Annotated in this window: 10 protein-coding genes; 2 read left to right on the top strand and 8 right to left on the bottom strand. The window is 66.1% G+C overall.

The genetic code is table 11. The annotated features are described in order from the left end of the window. The first annotated feature begins 57 nt into the window (after positions 1-57). Complete coding sequence (locus tag QE363_RS11115; protein ID WP_309695192.1) at positions 58-1893, top strand: sodium:proton antiporter; 1836 nt, start codon at positions 58-60, stop codon at positions 1891-1893. Then, complete coding sequence (locus QE363_RS11110) at positions 1890-2519, top strand: OmpA family protein (protein ID WP_309695190.1); 630 nt, start codon at positions 1890-1892, stop codon at positions 2517-2519. Before QE363_RS11115 ends, QE363_RS11110 begins: the two co-directional genes overlap by 4 nt. 64 nt (positions 2520-2583) lie before the next feature. Here QE363_RS11110 and QE363_RS11105 read toward each other — a convergent pair whose 3' ends face one another. From QE363_RS11105 to QE363_RS11070, 8 genes are all read right to left on the bottom strand, one after another. Further along, complete coding sequence (locus QE363_RS11105; RefSeq protein ID WP_309695188.1) at positions 2584-4482, bottom strand: prolyl oligopeptidase family serine peptidase; 1899 nt, start codon at positions 4480-4482, stop codon at positions 2584-2586. 96 nt (positions 4483-4578) lie between these two features. Next, positions 4579-5697 carry a YihY/virulence factor BrkB family protein gene (locus tag QE363_RS11100; protein ID WP_309695185.1) on the bottom strand — a complete coding sequence of 373 codons (1119 nt, stop codon included), beginning with the start codon at positions 5695-5697 and terminating at the stop codon, positions 4579-4581. Next, complete coding sequence (locus tag QE363_RS11095; RefSeq protein WP_309695184.1) at positions 5694-7592, bottom strand: AI-2E family transporter; 1899 nt, start codon at positions 7590-7592, stop codon at positions 5694-5696. Before QE363_RS11095 ends, QE363_RS11100 begins: the two co-directional genes overlap by 4 nt. A 165-nt stretch (positions 7593-7757) precedes the next feature. Next, the gene (locus QE363_RS11090; protein WP_405053220.1) at positions 7758-10814 is read right to left on the bottom strand and encodes a TonB-dependent receptor domain-containing protein; all 3057 of its coding nucleotides are present in this window, start codon (positions 10812-10814) and stop codon (positions 7758-7760) included. A gap of 395 nt (positions 10815-11209) precedes the next feature. Further along, the gene (locus QE363_RS11085; protein ID WP_309695180.1) at positions 11210-14524 is read right to left on the bottom strand and encodes a PAS domain S-box protein; all 3315 of its coding nucleotides are present in this window, start codon (positions 14522-14524) and stop codon (positions 11210-11212) included. Positions 14525-14732: 208 nt separating this feature from the next. Next, entirely contained in the window at positions 14733-15329 is a 597-nt protein-coding gene (gene pnuC, locus QE363_RS11080; RefSeq protein WP_309695178.1) for a nicotinamide riboside transporter PnuC, read from the bottom strand. Next, entirely contained in the window at positions 15329-16483 is a 1155-nt protein-coding gene (locus tag QE363_RS11075) for a phosphotransferase (RefSeq protein ID WP_309695176.1), read from the bottom strand. The genes pnuC and QE363_RS11075 overlap by 1 nt, the downstream gene beginning before the upstream one ends. Positions 16484-16485: 2 nt before the next feature. After that, a complete protein-coding gene (locus QE363_RS11070) occupies positions 16486-18795 on the bottom strand; it encodes a TonB-dependent receptor domain-containing protein (protein WP_309695174.1) in 2310 nt (769 codons plus the stop codon). Positions 18796-18826 lie beyond the last annotated feature (31 nt).

The raw sequence follows: 18826 nt of genomic DNA, 5'->3' as shown, positions 1-18826 counted from the left end.
CGATGCATCGGCGGCCGCTACGGTTACCTTTGCCGTATCCGGGTGTTAAGTGGCCCTATGGAACAACACGCGCTTGTCTTCGCATTGATCGGTGTCCTGGGGATCGGTGCGCAATGGATTGCCTGGCGAACGGGATGGCCCGCCATCGCCCTGATGCTGGCGGCGGGGGTCATCGCCGGGCCGATCACCGGGCTGATCGTTCCCGAACATATCTTCGGCGAATTGCTGGAGCCGATGATCTCGGTCGCGGTCGCGCTGATCCTGTTCGAGGGCGGCCTCAGCCTCAATTTCCGCGAGCTGCGCAAGACCGAGGGCGCGGTGACCCGGCTGATGATGATCGGCATCCCGCTCGGCTGGGTGCTGGGGGCGCTGGCCTGCTATTATGTCGCGGGGCTGGTCTGGCCGGTGGCGATATTGTTCGCGGGCATCCTGGTCGTGACCGGCCCCACCGTCGTCATCCCCCTGCTTCGCCAAAGCAACATCGCGGCGCGGCCCCGCGCGATCCTGAAATGGGAAGCGATCGTCAACGATCCGTTCGGTGCGCTATGTGCGGTCATCACCTATGAATATCTCCGCCGCGTCGACCAGGGCGGAACCCTGATTTCGGTGGTCGTCGCGCTGCTCGGTGCGGCCGTGGTGTCCGGCCTGATCGGCTATGCGATGGCCCGCGCGATCGCCTGGGCCTTTCCGCGCGGCCATGTGCCCGAATATCTGAAGGCGCCGGTCCTGCTGGTCGCGGTCATCGGCACCTTCGTCCTGTCCAACCTGATCCAGCAGGAGACGGGCCTGCTGGCGGTCACGGTCATGGGCGTCGCGGTCGCCAATATGCGGCTGGACTCGCTGCGCGACATTCACCCGTTCAAGGAGAATGTCACCGTCCTGCTGATCTCCGGCGTGTTCGTCATCCTGTCGGCCTCGCTGAATTTCGAGGTGCTGCGGCTATTCGAATGGCGGTTCGCCGCCTTCCTGCTCGCACTGCTGTTCCTGGTGCGTCCGGCGACCGTGCTGATCGCGCTGGCCTTCAGCAAGATCCCCTGGAACGAGCGGCTGCTGGTGGCGTGGATCGCCCCGCGCGGTGTGGTCGCGGTGGCGGTGTCGGGGCTGTTCGCGCTGCGGCTCGACCAGCTCGGCTATGGCAATGGCAATATCCTCGTCACTTTGTCCTTTGCCGTCGTGGTCGCGACGATCATCGCCCATGGGTTCAGCATCCGCTTCGTCGCGCGCTGGCTGAAGGTCACGGGCGCGATGCAGAAAGGGCTGCTGATCGTCGGCAGCACGCCATGGAGCATCGCGCTGGCCCGCCAGATCCAGTCGCTGGGACTGCCGGTCAGCATCACGGATTCGAGCTGGCAGCGGCTGTCGGCCGCGCGGCAGGTCGGGATCGCGACCTATCATGGCGAACTGCTGGCGGAAGCGACGGAGGAACGGCTGGACCTCAGCCAGTTCCAGGTGCTGGTCGCCACCACCGAGAACGAGGCCTATAATGCGCTGGTCTGCAGCGAGTTCGCCCATCATATCGGCCGGGATTCGGTCTATCAGCTGGGTGGCAGCGGCGACGATCATGACCATCGCAGCCTGCCGGGTGCCTTGCGCGGGCGGGCCATGTTCACCGCCGGGCACGGGGTCGAGGACATTCTGCGGCGCGAGGCGGCGGGCTGGACCTTCCGCAGCACCCGGATCAGCGAGCAGTTCAACTTCGACCATGCCCGCTCGGCGCTGCCCGACGAGGCGGACATGCTGTTCGTCCTGCGCAAGGACGGCCGCATCCGCTTCTTCACCCATGCCGCGCGGCCCATGCCGCAAAAGGGCGACATCGTCGTGTCCTATGGACCCTCGCGCCACGCGGATCCGGAGGCTAGACTGCAATTCCAGAATGGAGAGGCTGTCGCATGACGACCAAGAGGCTGAACGAACGGGCCGCGCAATCGCTCGCGGCGATGACCCTCGCGCTGGGCATCGCCGCCTGTCAGCCAGCGGGCCCGGCGCCCGCGAACGACACGACGCAGGCCGAGCCCGTCGCCAATACGGCATCGCCCGACAATAGCGCGATGGCGAACGAGCAGGTGGAGACCAAATCGATCATCCGCCCGGATATCGAACCCGCCCCCACCCCGTCGCCGACGCCCGAGCCGATCGACCTGACCATCGCCTTCCCCGCCAAGGGCGCCAAGCCCGATGACAAGGGGCTTGCGCAGATAGACGCATTGATCGCCGAACCCGTCTTCGGCATGGGCGGTGCGATCACGATCTGGGGCCATAGCGATTCCCACGGCTCCGATGCGTCCAACCTGATCGCCTCGCGCCGCCGGGCCGAGGCGGTGCGGGACTATCTGGTCGAAAAGGGCACTGCCGCCGACCGGATCACCGTCATCGCCATGGGCGAGGCCAACCCCGTCGCGCCCAACCGCAAGCCCGACGGGTCGGACGATCCCGAAGGACGCGACAAGAACCGCCGCGTCGAGATCAAGGTGGACCTGCCCCCGAAACCCGCCGGGCCGATACCGGCCACGCCGTCCTGAACGACGCCACCGCCAGCAGGCGGGGGCCATCTCCGCTCCGTCCCTCGGCGGGCGGGGCGGGCGGTCAGCGCTGGGGCTGGCCCAGATATTTGCCGAACCATGCCAGTTGCCGGTTCATCACATCGCCCGCCTGGGTCGGCACGCAATGTCCGGCGTCGGGATAGATGACGAGGCTGGTCGGCACGTCCTGGCTTTTCAGCGCATTCCACCATTCGACCGACTGGGTCGGCGGCACCTCGATATCGCGCTCGCCGACATAGATGAAGGTCGGGGTGCGGGCGGTCTTGACGTGATAGACCGCCGAGACGTCCTCATAGGCCTTGTAGTCGTCATAGACCGACTTGCCGAAATAGGGGATCATCCAGGTGTTGATGCCGTTGGTGCCGTAATAGCTCACCCAGTCGGACAGCCCCGCGCCCGCCACGATCGCCTTGAAGCGATTGGTCTGGGTATTCGCCCACATCGCCATGAAGCCGCCATAGGAACAGCCGGTCAGGCCCAGCCGCGCATCGTCGACCGGGGCCAGCTTCTCGACCGCATCGATCCCCGCCAGGATGTCGCGCAGGTCGCCGCCGCCAAAGTCGCGCTTGTTGGCGGCGGTGAAGGCCTCGCCCTGACCATAGGAGCCTCGCGGATTGGGGAGGAACCGGTAATAGCCCGCATCCTCGAACGCGCTGGCCAACCCCTTCTCGATGAAGCGCGGCGTGCTGGCCGCCGCCGGACCGCCATGGACCTGCACGATCATCGGGGCCTTCACGCCGGGCCGCGCGGACAGCGGCGACAACAGCCAGCCCTGAACGGTGAAGCCCTCGTTCGTCCAGGTCACGCTGCGCGCCTGGACGGCAGGCTGCGCGGCGTCATTGTCATGGGTGATCTGGCGCAAGGCGGTGGCAGGCCCCGCATAGATGGCGGGCGCATGGGTGAAGTCCTCGACGACGCTGGCGGCCATCTCGCCCTTCGCATCCCAGGCGATCCGGCCGTCCCCGGCGGAAAGGCCCACCGGCCGGGCGAATAGCGGGCGCGGGGCGCGACCAGGCTCGATGGCGACGGCCCCCATCTGGTCGTTGCGCAGCGTCGCGGCGCGCAGCCCGCCCTTGGTCCAGGCCAGCGAGGTGAAGGTGATCGGCTGCCCCTTGGTCTGGTCGGTCGGCGTGCCCCCGGCCAGCGGCACCGTCCAGACATCCCCGCCGATCGAGCCGAAATCGCTCATCAGCCCGCCGATATAGGCGACCGTCTTCCCATCGGGCGAGACGCGCGGCATGTTGATCTGGGTCGACGGCTTGGCGATCGCGGTGACCGCGCCGGTGGTGGCATCCACCCGGTCGAGCGTCGCCACCCACCAGTTCGCATCGCCATTGCCGAGCGCCGAGGTCACGACCAGCGCACTCCCGTCAGGCGTCCAGTCATATTCGTAGATATAGCGGCCCTGCGGCGACAGCGGCATCGCCTTGGTCGTCCCCTCTCCTACCGGCACGATGGCCAGACGCTGTTCGTCATTGGCGACGCCGATCTCGCCGACCTGCCTTGCCCCGGCCTGGGTCGCACCGACATCCTTGGTCGCGCCCAGCGTGATCAGCATCGCCACGCGCTTGCCATCGGGCGAGAAGCGTGGGGTCGAAGCCAGCCCCTCGACGGTCGCGACCGGGCGTACCCCGTCACCGCGCGCGATCATCAGGGTCACGACGCCCCGCTCCCGGTCGCGCGCCAGAAAGGCCACGCCGTCCCCCTTGGGCGTGAAGGTCAGCCCCGAATAGCTGCACGTCGCACAGGGATCGATCCGGCGCACCACCCGCCCGTCCCCGGCATTGCGCAGCACGACGGCCGGATGCGTGCCGCCATCCAGCTCGATCGTGGCCACCTCACCACCCGACGGCGCGAGGGTCAGGCCGCCATAGCGATGGACGGCCGCCTGCACCGGAAAAGCGAGAGACGACGCAAGGAGCAGGGTAACGGGAAGACGCATGAAACATCCTTCGAACGAGGCAAGGCGGCAGGGTCTGCGACCGTCGTTTAAGCCACATCCCGGCGCACGGATAGCCTGTGCTCGCCGGTGGAAGGATCAGACCCGGCGGCGCGGCGACCGGCTTCGCCATGCGGCATGCGCGGCAAGCGAGAGGGCGACGATCCCGACCGGCCGCCCCCGGCGCAGCAGGGCGAAACCGATCGTGGCCATGGTCCCGTTCCCCGCCCAGGCCAGCAGGGTCGCGGTCGGGGTGCTGGCCAAGGGTTCCTGCTTCGGATCGGGCTTTGTCGGCGTCACCGGGCCATCGGTTGCGGTGTTCGCCTCGGCCCCCTCGCCTTCCACCTGCCGTTCCAACTCTGCGTTCAGCTCCGCCCCCATCAGGAACACATAGGCGGTCAGCCAAAGCCAGGTGAGCGTGACGATGACGGCGCTCAGCGAGCCATAGGTCGCGCCATAATTGCCGAAGTTGGACACATAAAATCCGAACCCCGCCGTTCCGGCCAGCCACAACAGGGTCGCGCCCACCGACCCCGGCGACAGCCATATCCAGTGCGGATGGCGATGATCGGGGCCGAACCGGAACAGGATCGCCGCCGCGGTGACGACCAGCAAGGCCAGCAGCACATAGCCCCCCAGCCGGATGAGCAGCAGGATCGGGGTCGGCGCGTCGGGGATCAGTCCGCTGAGAAAGGCGAGCAGCATCGTCGTGCCGATCGCGACGAAGATCAACGCGACGCCCCCGGCCACGATCGCAAATTGCAACAGGTTCAGCCGTACGAAGCCGCGCGTCTCTTGGGTATCATAGGCCACGTTCAGGCCGGTGACGATCGCCGACGACCCCTTGGTCGCGCCGTACCAGGCCAGCAACAGGGCGACGACCAGGCCTAGGCCCTGCTTGTTCTTCGAGCTTTCGACCACCGTCAGCAGCTGGTCGGTGATGATCGAGGCGGCATCGCGCGGCAGCGAAGCGAACAGCCCCTCGACATTCTGCCGAACCGTATCCGCATCGGCGAACAGGCCATAGCTCAGGACCACCGCGCCCAGCGTCGGCACGATCGCGGCAAAGACGTAGAAGGCGATTCCGGCCGCGATGATCCCGATATTGTCGGTGCCCATCTCCGCCCAGGTGCGCCGGAGAATGGCGAGCCAGCCGCGAGGCGGCACCTGCAACGGCGTCCGGGCACCCTCGCCTGCACGATTGTCCGCCGCGGTCATGCCGCCGCCTCCCGCTCGGCCCCCGCATGGTCGAGACAGGCCTCGACCATCGCGCCCAGCGTGCCGACATAGATGTCCGCGCCCAGCGTCCGCTGGATCTCGCGGTCGGTCAGCGCCGCCTCTCCCTCCGGCCACAGCCCGACGAGGATCGGGACGGGCCCGACGCGCGAGCGGATACGGCGGACCAGATAGCGCAGATGCGATGGCGAGCCGCCAATCTCCAGGTAGGAGATGCACACCATGCGGGCGCCCGACGCATCGAGCCGGTCGATATTGGCGCGCGAGCCCGCCTCGTGCGGCACCCGGTTCGCACCGAAGCCCCGCTTCGTCAGCAATTGCTGAAGCATCGCGGTGACGGCATCGTCCAGCACGCCGCGCCCCGCGATGCACAATACGCTGCCACCCCGCTCCCAGCCGGACGGCGCCGAAGGAAGCGAAGCGGGCGCCGTTTCGTCGAAGCCCGAACCGTCGTCGGGCAGCGGCCGCAACAACCCGCCGCGCGGTTCCAGCGGGCTTGCGGTATCATCCTGATGGTCCAACTCGCCGACGAGGACGAGCATCGAGTCCACGACCCGCGTCGCGCGGTCGCGGGTGATCGCACCACGCTCGACATCCGCCGCCGCCAGCTTCAGCGCGGCCAGCGCCACTTCGTCATAATAAGCGGTCAGCGACCGGTCGGCGAGCTGGCTTTCGGCCTGTTCCAGCGCCTCGTCGGGGTCTTCGGCGAGCATCCGCTGATAGAAGCTTTCGACCGGGGTCAGCGCGGGGCGATCGCCGAGCAGCACGTCGAGGAATTCCAGGCTCGGGATATGCCGCCCGAGGACCACGAGCAGCAAGGTCAGCGGCATCGACAGGACCAGTCCGACCGGCCCCCATATCCAGGTCCAGAACACCGCCGCCAGCACCACCGACAGCGGCGAAAGCCCGGTCGAATGGCCATAGAGAAGCGGCTCGACCACATAGCCGATTACCGGCTCCAAGACGATGAACAGTCCCGCGACCATCAACATGGTCGACCAGCCGGGATCGATCCCGGCCGCGACCACCAGCGGCAGGGCCGCCCCCAGCAGCGCACCGATATAGGGGACGAAGCGGAGCACCCCCGCCAATATGCCCCATAAAGCGGGCACCGGCAGGCCGATCAGCCACAGGCCGATCCCGACCGTCAGGCCGAAACTGGCATTCACCGCCAGTTGCGACAGGAAATAGCGGCTCAGGCGTCGCCCGGCATCGTCCATCGCGGCGGTCGTGCGATGCAGGTCGGACGATCCGAACAGCCGGATCAGCCGGTCGCGCAGATCCTCCTTCTGCATCAGGATGAAGATCGCCACGACGAGCACGATCACGAACGTCTCGAACGGGGCGAGGACCGGCTCCAGATAGCCACCGACCTGTTGCAGGACCGGTGCCTTCTGCTCGACGACGCGGACGTTCAGCGGGTGGGTTCGGGTGCCGCGTACCAGCCGGGGATCGGCGCCCACCGCCGGGGCCGGGCTGTTGGCGCCGAGGAACGGCAGGGACCTGGTGAGGAAACCCGTCGCATTCTCCATCTTGGACTGGATGCTGGTGACATAGCGCGGCGCCTCGTCCGACAGCGAAGCCGCCTGGACGCCGACCAGGGTCCCGATACCGCCGAGCACGCCCAGCGCGCTCAGCACCGCGACGAACACGGCAAGGCCCTTTGGTATCCGCAACCGCCGCAGCAGCAGGACGATCGGTGACAGGACGAACGACAGAAGGACGGCCAGCGTGATCGGAATCAGCACGTCCTTGGCGAGGAACAGCCCCGCCACCACGACGACGGCCACCGCCAGGCCGAGCAATCCGTCGCGGCTGGGCACCTTGGCGGCGGTCACGCTGGCGGCCGACGCCTGCTGCCCCGATCGATCGTTCATCTGTTTTCCCTTCGGAAAACGCAAACTCCCGCTGATCGACTTTGGTCCACGCATTCTTGCGCGGACGTTCGGGCCCGGTTTCGTCGCCGACGAACCGGCCCCAAAACGAAAGCGCACCGGCCGGACATAAAGTCCGTCCGGTGCGCAAGGGTCAGGCGTACTGGCTTAGAAGTTGAAGTTCGCGCCAGCGCTGAAGTTGCGGCCGACCAGGCCCGCATAATGCCAGCTGCTCAGATAGTTCGGATTGCTGGTGTACGCGGCCGCCGCCAGCGGAGCGCGGGCGTTGGTCAGGTTCTGGATGTTGAAGAAGAAGCGGAACTGATCGTTCACCCGCACGCCCAGGTTCAGGTCGGTGTAGATGAACGGGCGGATATAGCACTGGTTGTTCACGTCGCTGCCCTGCACGATGGGCGCCATCGTGTTCTTGCACGACAGGTCGATCACGCCGTTGACCGGGGTGATCTGATCGGCCGCGACCTGCTTGATCCGACCCACATAATAGGTCGTCGCGGTGATCGAGAAGTTGTTCACCTCCAGCGAGTTCTGCCAGTTGCCACGGATGCGCGGCGTACCGCCACCCGACGAGAGCTGGTAAGGCCCAAGCGTACCGGCATATTTCTGCACCACGCCCGCCGGGGTCACCAGATCGAGGCGAAGCACGCGGGTGACGTCGAGGCGGCTGATCAGGCGCGCGCCATTGGCGAGCTCGAAAGCGGCATTGGCCTGCACGTCGATGCCCGAGCTGATCTGATAGTTGGCGTTGACGTAAGGCACGTTGAACACCAGCAGACGGGGCAGCGCGTTCGGATTGTTGGGATCCGGCGCATCGATGACGTTGCACTGATAGCCCGGACCCACCGCCGCCAGCGCGGCGCATCCGGCGGTCGCGTTGGTCTGTCCGTAATAGGCCGCAATCGCCTGGGCGCGGAGCGGTCCGCTGACGATCAGGTTCGACTTCTTGATGTTGTAATAGTCGACGGTCAGGTTGAACCAGTTCACCGGCTTGAAGATCGTGCCGACGGTGAAGCTGCGCGACACTTCGGGCAGGATATTGGCATTGCCGGTCGAGCCGCTGCCGATGCTGTAGGTGCTCGTATAGGCGCTGTTGCCCGGATGCGCGGCGATGAAGCTGGCGGGCGGCGTGAAGGACGAGAAGCCCGAATAGCTGCTGGCCGGGTTGTTTTCCGCGAAGGTCGGTGCGCGGAAGCCCTGCGAATAGGTCGCGCGCAGCGAGAACTGCTCGACCGGAGTGAACTTGGCGCCCACCTTCGGCGAGAAGTGGCTATAGCCCTGCGAATAATGGTCGTAACGGCCCGAGACGTTCAGGTCGAAGTTCCGCAGGAACGGCGCATCGATCTCGAAGAACCCGGCGGTCACGGTCTGACGGCCCTGTGCCGACGACGTGTTCAGCGAATAATAGCTGAGGTCGGCATTCTGGTTGCGGTTCATCAGCGTCTCGCGACGGATCTGGAAACCCGCGCCGACATTGAGCTCGCCGCCCGGCAGTTCCATCAGCGACTTGAGCAGCGAACCACCGATTGTCGCCACCGTCGAATAGGACGGCGTCGTGCGATCCGGCGAGATCTGGTTGCGCACCGCCGCCGTGTTCTGTTCCGGATTGACGAAGTTGTACGACCCCGTGTTGATCGCGTTCAGCAGGCCCTGGATGTTGATGAAGCCGCGCTGCGTCACGCTGAAATTGTCACGCGCATAGACGCCGTTCAGACGGAACTTGAACCCGCCGCCCAGATCGCCCGAGATACCGCCGGTCGCACGGAAAACGTCGACATAGCGATGGCTGTTGGCGGGGATGTCGCCGAACAGATAATAGATGCGCGCCGCGCTCTGCGTAGGATCGGCACCGGCAACCGCATAGGGGTTGTTCGGGTTCAGACGGCGATCGGCCGCCGTGGCGCAGTTCACGCCCGCCGAGCAGACATACATCGGCAGGACGATGCCGGGGCTGCTGGACGCCAGCGCCGCCGAACCGCCGAAGGGCTGGGTCTGGCGGATGCCCGACGGGGTGCCGCGAATATCGACTTCGGAATGCGAGTAGCTGGCGCTCGCGAATGCTTCCCAACCTTCGGCCAGGCGTACGTTCAGGCGGGCCGTGGTCGAGTAACGCTCCTGGCGCGGCTGGATGATCGAATATTCGTCGGGCAGGTTGTGCTTGCAACCGGTGCCCTGCGCCGAACCGGACGAGACCGTAAAGCTGCCGAAGGGGCAAGCGCTGGGATTGATCAGCAGCTGATACTGGTTGGTCAGCGGCGCACCGACCTGACCGGCGAGCGGATTGTTGAGATCGGTCTGCCGAACGCGGGTGACGACCGCCTGCGGATTGGGCTGGACCAGCGAGTCATCGTTGCGGTTACGATCGAGCAGGCCACTGGGGGTCAGATCGAGCGTGTTGAACGGGTAACCGCGCGAGTGATTGGTGATATACCCGTCATAGGTATATTCGCCGTTCACATAGAAGTTGAAGCCCTGTTCGCGATAGTCGCCGAACCCGGCGGTCAGCGTCGCGCGATAGTGCGAGCCATCGGCCTTTTCGGTGGTGCCGCCCTGGACCGAGCCCTGAATGCCCTGGACATTCTTCTTGCTGATCAGGTTGACCACGCCGCCGATCGCGTCCGCGCCATAGGTCGAGGATGCGCCGTCCTTCAGCACTTCGATGCGGTCGATGGTGCTGAACGGGATCGAGTTCAGGTCGACATAGGCGTTATGGCCATCGTCGTTGAGCGGGAAGTTCGCCGAGCGGAGGCCGTCGATCAGCACCACGGTCGACGAGACGCCCAGACCGCGCAGCGACACCGCCGCACCACCCGCCGAGAAGCCGTTGCGGAAGCCAGTCGAGATCGAGCCCGCGCTGTCCGCCGAGACCGAGCGGATCGCGTCCTGGGCGGTGGTGATGTTCGCGCGCTGGAGCGTCGCGGAGGTCAGGACGGTGACCGGCGAGATCGAGCTGGCGTTGGAATCGCGGAACAGCGTGCCGGTGACGACGACCGTGCCGCTCTGCGGTGCCTCGCGCTTTGCCACGGGCGCGGCGGGGCGCTGCTGGATATTCGCATCCTGTGCGACCGGGGTCTGCGGCGCTTCGGCCTGCTCGGCGGTATCGGTCGCCTGTGGCGCCACCGCTTCCTGCGCATAAGCCGGAGCAGCGATCGCGGTCAGCAGAGCCACCGTCGAAATCCCAAACCGCAGGGTACACAATGCGGAATTCATCAAAGTCACCAAGCCCTTCCCTGTTCACGCAGCGGCGACTTTTGTCGCCAGTTTGATACTCGCCATGATCTGGCACTGCGGTGCGGGAGCGCTTACGGCACGCAAAGTTACCGGCTCGTTAAAAATGATGGACCTGTAGTTACGGAATGCAACAAGTTGAAATCATGGCACTCGACGGGAAGCACCATAGAAATATCTGATTAACGATACATGCAATGTTTCCAAACATGTCACGGCATCGGGACAGGCGTCTGATCGACATGCCGAACTGCCATCGACCCGACGACATAGCCTTCCCGCGCGCGATCACCTCTGGGGATTATCCATTGTTCGTCAGAGTGTTGCACAGGACGTCCATATCGGTCGCGGCCTGTCCCGATCACGGCGCCCCCGACCTATCGCGGTTCGAGCATCTCCGCGATCTTGTTGCCCAGCTCGGTCATCACGAACGGCTTGGTGACCACCTCCATGCCGGGCGCCAGATGGCCGTTCCCGACCGCGGCATTTTCCGCAAAGCCCGTCACGAACAGGATCTTGAGGTCCGGGCGCCCTTCGCGGGCCGCATCGGCCACCTGGCGGCCGTTCATCCCGCCGGGCAGGCCGACATCGGTAATCAACAGATCGATGTCGATGTCCGACTGGAGGATCCGCAAGCCGGATGGCCCGTCGTCCGCTTCGATCGCGGTATAGCCCGCGTCCTGCAGAACCTCGACGATCAGCATCCTGACCGTCTCTTCGTCATCGATCACCAGCACCGTCCGCCCGGCGCCATCGTCCGGGATCGCTTCGTCGGGCTCGTCCTCCTGACCGACCTCACCCATGAAGCGCGGGAGGTAGAGGCACATGGTCGTCCCATGCCCTTCCTCGGTATAGACCCGGACCTGCCCGCCCGACTGGCGCACGAAGCCATGGATCATCGACAGGCCCAGACCCGTGCCCTGCCCGATCGGCTTGGTGGTGAAGAACGGATCGAAGATGCGGTCGACAATGTCCTTGGGGATGCCGGTGCCGCTGTCGGTGACGCAGATCGACAGATATTGCCCCGGCGCAAGGTCGCGTTCGCGCGCGCCGCGATCGTCCAGCCACTTGTTGGCCGTCTCGATCGTCAGCCGCCCGCCGCCGGGCATCGCATCCCGCGCGTTGATCGCCAGATTGAGCAGCGCGCTTTCGAGCTGCGCGGCATCGACCTTCGCGACCCATAGCCCGCCGGCACCGACCACTTCGACCTTGATCGACGGACCGACCGTGCGGCGGATCAGATCCTCCATGCCGAAGACCAGCCGGTTGACGTCGATCGGCTTGGGGTCGAGCGTCTGGCGGCGCGAAAAGGCCAGGAGCCGCTGGGTCAGCGCCGCCGCCCGCTGTGCCGAGGTCTGGGCGCCGTTGATGAACCGGTCGATCCCGTCGGTCCGCCCCGCCGAAAGCCTGCGCTCGATCACCTCCAGGCTGCCGCTGATCCCGGCCAGCAGGTTGTTGAAGTCGTGCGCGATGCCGCCGGTCAGCTGGCCGACCGCCTCCATCTTCTGCGCCTGACGGAGCTGTTCCTCGGCCTGGGCCAGACGCGCCTGGTCGCGCAGCCGGGCGGAGACATCCACCGCATATTGGAACGCACCGACGAAAGCGCCGTCGCGGTCGTGCAAGGCGTTGAAGCGCAATTCATAATATGGGCGCGTCCGATCGGGATCGCCGAATGCCTCGACAACCATGAACTCCTCGCCGTCCAGCGCGCGCTGCCAGATGCCGAGCACCGCCTCGCGATGCGCCGGAACACGCTCCATCAGGTCGGGAAGCGCGTCGCCCACATGCGGGCAGACGCCATAGATGCGCTCGAACTCGACTACATAGGCCGAATTCAACGCCAGGAATCGGAAGTCCGGCGACACCACGGCGATCAGTGCGTCGGTATTCTCGATGACATCGGCCCAGAGCTTGCGCTCCGCGACGGCCTCTTCCACCCGACGCTCCAGCGTGTCGTTCATTTCGCGCAGCTGTAGTTCGGCGCGGCGACGGGCGCTGATGTCGTTGAACAGGATGGCGACGCGGCGCGCCTCGGGCGTCCCGACCCGCAGGGCATAGACGTCGAACCATCGACCCATCACGTCGGAGCCGTTCTCGAAACGGATCGCCTCGCCGGTCCGCGCGACATGGCCATAGCGGTCGAACCAGAATTGTTCGAGGCCCGGCACCAGCTCGCGAGCGGTGCGACCGACCGCGTCGACCAGCCCCGTCTGCCGCTCAAAGGCCGGATTGGCCTCGACGAAGCGATAGTCCAGCGCGCGATCGCCGTCGAAATCGACCTCTACGATGCAGAAGCCCGCATCGATCGCCTCGAACAGCGTCCGGTAGCGTTCCTCGCTGATACGCAGCGCATTCTCGGCCTCACGACGCTCATGAATGTCGATGACCGAGCCGATATAGCCCAGGAACAGACCATCGGTGCCGAAGCGCGGCGATGCGGCGTCGATCGCCCAGCGATAGGTCCCGTCACGATGACGCAGACGGTATTCCAGCCGGAAGGCTTCCTGCCTGGCATTGGCGGCCAGGAAGACATTGGTCGACCAGTCGCGATCGTCGGGATGCACCGCCTCCAGCCAGCCGAAATCCTCGGCCACCCGGTCGTCCTGGCCGGTAAAGGCGTACCATGCACGGTTCAGATAGGTGCAGCGTCCTTCAAGGTCGGTCACCCACATCATCACCGGGGCGTGATCCGCCATGTTGCGGAACCGCTCCTCCGACTCGCGCAGCGCCGCGTCCCTGGCGCGCTCGGCGGTGATGTCGCGTGCCTCGATCACCGTGCCGATGGGCTGGCCGTCATCGCCGAGCAGCGGGCTGGCGGTGAAGGCGACCGGATAGAAGCTGCCGTCCGGGCGGACGAACACTTCCTCGCCGCTCATCTGCGCGCGTTCCGGGAAGGCCCGGTCGATCGGACACTCCTCGAGCGGATAATGCGATCCGTCGGGATGGGTGTGATGGACGACGTCGTGGAGCGGGCGCCCCTGCATCTCGGCGAGCGCATAGCCGGTCAGGCCCTCGGCCGCCGCATTGGCATAGACGCACTGCTGATGGTCATCCATCAGGAACACCGCCATGCGGGTATTGTCGAGCACCGCGTTCAGCCGCCGTTCGCTCTCGCGGTGCGCATGGTCGGCCGCGCGCCGCCTGAGGATCTCGGCCTCCAGCCGCTCCGCCCGTTCGTCGCGAAGCGTGATCTCGCGACGCAGCTCCAGCTGGGTCATGACCTGCCGCGCCAGGACTTCGAGCGTGAGGCGCTGACGCTCGGTGATGCCTTCTGGCCTGGGCTTGGTATCGAGCACGCACACCGTGCCGATCGGTAGCCCGTCCGGGGTTTCCAGCAGGGCCCCGGCATAGAAACGCAGGCCCGGCCTTCCCACCACCAGCGGGTTGCAGGCGAACCGTTCGTCCGTCGTGGTATCCGGTACGACGAAGATGCCCGGTTGCAGGATCGCATGGGCGCACAGCGACACTTCGAGCGGGAGTTCGTCGGCGCCGATGCCGACCTCCGCCTTGAACCACTGACGATCCGCCGCGATCAGATTGACGACCGCGATCGGCGCATCGAAGATATCGGCGGCGAGCCGAACGATATCGTCAAACTCCACCTCGCGCGCCGTATCCAATATCGCATAGCGGTGCAGCGCCGCGACACGGGCTTCCTCGCTCCAGGGCGGCGCGACCTTGGGGCCCGTCATGCGGCACTCGGCGCGTCGGTGTTAACGGCGGGGCGGCTGGTGTCGGATCGCGGGCGCGACCAGAGCGCCGAAGGGACCATAGGCGTCCCCCGCATGGCACCGCCAGCGTTGAACCATCGACCACATCCACTTCCATGCCGCATAGGAGAACCTAACGCTCAAATATCGGCCCCGCTCAATCGAAATCTGACCGCTGCGCTTTTTTTCTTCACCAGGCGGTCGGCGGCAGGGTGGGACGCTCCCCTTCCGATGCCGCCGAGGGCCGCCGCCAATCCCGGTAGCCGATCACCGCCAGCCCGATCATCACGGCGTAAAGGCCCGCAGTGGGCAGCAATCCCTTGTAGAGAAACATTCCCACATAGACGACATCGACCACGATCCAGAGCAGCCAATTCTCCCGGTGACGCCGCGCCGTCCAATATTGGGCGACCAGGCTGAAGGCGCTGAGCGTGGCGTCCATCCAGGGCAGCGCCGCATCGGTATGTCGGCTGGTGAACCAGCCGATCGCCACCGCGCCGAACGCGCCCAGCGCCAGCCCCGCCAGCGCCTTGGGACGCGACAGCGGCATCACCACGACCGCGCCCGTATCGCGGCGCTCGCGGCTCCAGACGATCCAACCATAGAGGATGCCCACGCCGAACACCGCCTGCAACGCCATGTCGGCATAGAGCCGCACGTCGAGGAACAGCTTGAAATACAGCGCGCAGGCAAGGAGGTTGAGCGGCCAGCAGAACAGGCTTCGCCGCGCGGTCAGCCAGATCGCCAGGAAACTGATCGCCACCGCCGCCATCTCGAGCGTCGACATCACAATTTCCGCCTCGCCCGAAGCTCCGCAAGGAAATCGCGCCCCGCCGCCGATCCGAACCAGTCCGCATGACCCAGCAGATACCCCTCCCAGGCCAGCATGCCGGCGTCCCGGTCGCCCACGACCCCGGCGAAATAATCGATCTCCGACAGGGCGAACTCGACATGGACCAGCGGCAACATTGCGATGATGCTTTCCATCATGGCGGGGTCGATGGGGGAGATCGCCTCATAGCCCGCGATCAGTGATAATGCCGATGCGGGGTCGGCGATGGCGTCATCGTGCCCCTCCCCCAGGTCCAGCCACGCAAAGGCGGTCCGTTCGATCGCGATCGCCAGATCATGCGCGGCACAGCTGCGATCGGCCAGCCCGAAGTCGAACACGGTCCGGACCGTCTCGTCCGCCGCCCATAACAGGTTGGAGGGGTGCCAGTCATTATGGGTCCACAGGGGCGGCTGACCTGCGATATGCCGGGCCAGCCCCTCGCCCCATGCGGCGAATAGCGACGACAGGCGGCGGCGCCAGGCATGCCCGGCGAGAAACGCGGCCAGGGCCGGACGCGCGGCGACATAGGCTTCGGCCGCCGCCATCGGATCGGTCGCAGACAGGATGCCGAAGCTGGCGACCAGGGGCTGGACAGCACGCGGCGGCGCACCATAGCCGAGCGACGCGAGGTGCAGCCGCGCCAGCGAAACCCCGGCGGCATGGGCATGCGCGAGCGACCGGAACGGCGTCCAGGACAGCCGGTCGCGATACAGATCATCGCCCGGCGCCTGGCGATGGACCTCATAGGTCGCCTCGCCCAGCGCGACCGCGCTTTCCCCCTCCCCCGTGCGCCATATCTCGGGCACCGGCGCGCCCGCAGCGGCGAGATGCGCGATGAAGCGATGCTCCTCCGCCAGTCCGGCGGCCGTACGCACCCGGCGATCATGCCGCTTGACGAGCAGCATGCCCTCCGTCGTGTCGATCAGCGTCGCGGCGGAAAAGGGACGCGGCGAGTGCCAGCGCAGCGCCTCGATCCGGGCCGCCTGCGGATAATGCGCCAGCACGGCCGCCGCTTCCTCGGGCGTGATCGCGGGCCAGGTGGGGGCTTCCATCGCCAGCCCCATGCCATGGACGCGGTGACCGGCGCCCGCCTCGTCCGGGATAGCCATGCTCAGAACCCGCGCGAAATCGTCGCGACGACCGCCGATCCGCCGCCGATATAATAGGACGGCGCATTGCCCTTGATGATCGTGCCGCCGCGGCCGACGACATCGCGCGCGTTGGTCGTGACGGACTGAACCCCCGCCAGGACATGCGGATCGGTGACGTTGATCGCATTGACCCGCAGGTCGGTCCGCTTGCCGTCGAGCCAATCGGCCAGATGGACGCCGATCGCCAGGTCGAGCGTGGCATATCCCCGGATGCTCTCGTCGTTCATGAACGTCGCATATTGGCGGCCGACATATTTGCCCGCGATGCTGCCAAACAGATGCCCATCGTCATAGGTGCCACCGGCGCCGAACTGGAGCGTCGGGCTGGATACCGCCCGCTTGCCCCGCGTCGGCAGATAGTCTCCGCCGACCGGCAGATCGTCATCGACCCGCGCGCGCAGATATTCGCCCGAAACATAGACGCTGACGCCTCTCGCGGGCCGATAATCGATCTCGGCATCGACGCCATAGGACGTCTGTCCGCCCGCGTTCAGCGTCGAATTGACCAGCGCCCCGCCATTGTCGACCACGGTCGCCAGCTGGCGGTTGCGGAACTTGTAGTGGAAGCCGGTCACCGAGGCGGAAAGGCTGGGCCCGATATAGCGATAGCCAAGTTCCTGCGACACCGAATATTCGTTCTTCAACGCGTCCGTCCCGCGTGTCGAGACCACGCCGCCATCATAGCTGTCGTACAGCGTGAATTCGTTGGGCGTCCGGAAATTGGTCGTGACGTTGACAAAGGCCTGCTGGCGATCGTCGAGATCATAATGGACGGCGGCGCGCGGCAGGGCGGCGAAGCTGTCGCTGCGCACGCGGGTCTGCGGTCCAGGCAGGTAATTGCGGCCGTTGCGGAGCAGGTTGACGCCCTTGAAGCCGATATCGACCGTCAGCCTGGGGCTCAGCGCGATGCTGTCGGCCACGAAGACGCTCTTCGTTACGGTCACGGTGCGCTGGTCCTCATAGGCGAGCAGGCGGCCATCGGCGGTGCGGATCGCCTTGCTGCGATAGCCCCAGCGGTCGGCCGGGCGTCCGTCGGTGCCGACGGCGGTATAGGTCTGGGTCACACGGTCGGTGCCATAGTCGAACCACAGCCCCGCAGTCAGCCGGTGGATGCCCGCGCGCAGCGTCAGGCTGGCGACCTGGCCGGCCCGCATCTGATCGCCGGTATAATTGCCCAGCACCGTCGCGACCCCATTCACCGCGCCGGGCAGCGCGATCGGCTGCGCCAGTTCTTCGTTGCCCAGGAAATTGCCGGTGGTCGCAAGCTGGGTGCCATAGGGCGAATTGCCATAGCCGAACTGGAGATAGGTCGTGGCGTCCAGCGTCAGCCGGTCGCCCAGGACCAGATGCACGGGGGCCGAGGCATAGAGGTTGCGGAAGGGCGCGCGGTACAGTTCCCAGTAACGGGTTTCCCCCGACACATACTCGGCATCATAATTGAACCCGCGTCCCCGCGCGCGCCAATCGGCCAGGGTGGGGCTGGCATAGCTGGAGGAATTGGCGTCGTTGTACGACAGGGCGAGGCTGGCACGGTTGCCGTTTCCCCATTCGCCCAGCAGCTTGGCATCGACATGCTGGCGCAGATCATAGCCCGCGCCGCGCCAATTGTCCGCACGGGTGTTGGAATAGGACAGGAACGCCTTCAGCCCGGTATTTCCGATCGTCCCCGTATCGACCCGGACAAAGGCCCGGTACATGTTGTACGACCCCAGCGACAGATCGGCCAGCATTCCGCGCGCCGCCTTGGGATCGTCGAGCGACAGCGACAACAGACCGCCAGCGCCGCCGACGGTCGGCGAGGCGAGATCGACCGCCCCCTGGGCCAGCCGGATCGCCCGCACATTCTCTGCATCGGCGAATTGCGACGGATAGGGGTAATAATAGCCGATGTCGTTCTGCGGCGCGCCCTCCATCAGCACGCCGATCTCATCCTGCCCCAGACCGCGCAGCGTCAGGCTGGAACTGGTCGACAGGCCATAGGGATCGCTGGACGCGACATTGGCGCCGGGCAGCAGGCTCACCAGCTGAAAGGCGTTCAGCGTCGGGGCCTGCTTGACGATGAAGTCCGAGGAAATCTCGCTGACCGCCTTGGGTTCGGTCTGATCGGGCAGCAGCCCCTCGGGATCGCGGTGGCCGATCACGCGAATATCGGCAGGCGCGTCGGCCGCCCGCTGCGCCGAGGCCGCGCCGGGCAGCGCCAGCCACGCGGCGGACAGCAGCAGGGCACCATATCGGATCGTCTTGCGATCGCGCGAAATCAGAACAGCCATCGTCTCTCGTCCACTTCACACGGAAGGACGA

Origin of the sequence: Sphingomonas sp. SORGH_AS_0870, from assembly GCF_031453175.1 — a bacterium.
GTDB lineage: Bacteria > Pseudomonadota > Alphaproteobacteria > Sphingomonadales > Sphingomonadaceae > Sphingomonas.
Note: the sequence above shows the minus strand (reverse complement) of the source record. Positions and strands in the feature narration are given on the sequence as shown.

Excerpts from the sequence above, each read along its gene's own strand:
- QE363_RS11075 (WP_309695176.1), bottom strand. The coding sequence starts at position 16,483 with ATGGCTATCCCGGACGAGGCGGGCGCCGGTCACCGCGTCCATGGCATG.
- QE363_RS11095 (WP_309695184.1), bottom strand. The coding sequence starts at position 7,592 with ATGAACGATCGATCGGGGCAGCAGGCGTCGGCCGCCAGCGTGACCGCC.
- QE363_RS11110 (WP_309695190.1), top strand. The coding sequence starts at position 1,890 with ATGACGACCAAGAGGCTGAACGAACGGGCCGCGCAATCGCTCGCGGCG.
- QE363_RS11115 (WP_309695192.1), top strand. The coding sequence starts at position 58 with ATGGAACAACACGCGCTTGTCTTCGCATTGATCGGTGTCCTGGGGATC.
- QE363_RS11090 (WP_405053220.1), bottom strand. The coding sequence starts at position 10,814 with ATGAATTCCGCATTGTGTACCCTGCGGTTTGGGATTTCGACGGTGGCT.
- QE363_RS11105 (WP_309695188.1), bottom strand. The coding sequence starts at position 4,482 with ATGCGTCTTCCCGTTACCCTGCTCCTTGCGTCGTCTCTCGCTTTTCCG.
- QE363_RS11100 (WP_309695185.1), bottom strand. The coding sequence starts at position 5,697 with ATGACCGCGGCGGACAATCGTGCAGGCGAGGGTGCCCGGACGCCGTTG.
- QE363_RS11070 (WP_309695174.1), bottom strand. The coding sequence starts at position 18,795 with ATGGCTGTTCTGATTTCGCGCGATCGCAAGACGATCCGATATGGTGCC.
- pnuC (WP_309695178.1), bottom strand. The coding sequence starts at position 15,329 with ATGTCGACGCTCGAGATGGCGGCGGTGGCGATCAGTTTCCTGGCGATC.
- QE363_RS11085 (WP_309695180.1), bottom strand. The coding sequence starts at position 14,524 with ATGACGGGCCCCAAGGTCGCGCCGCCCTGGAGCGAGGAAGCCCGTGTC.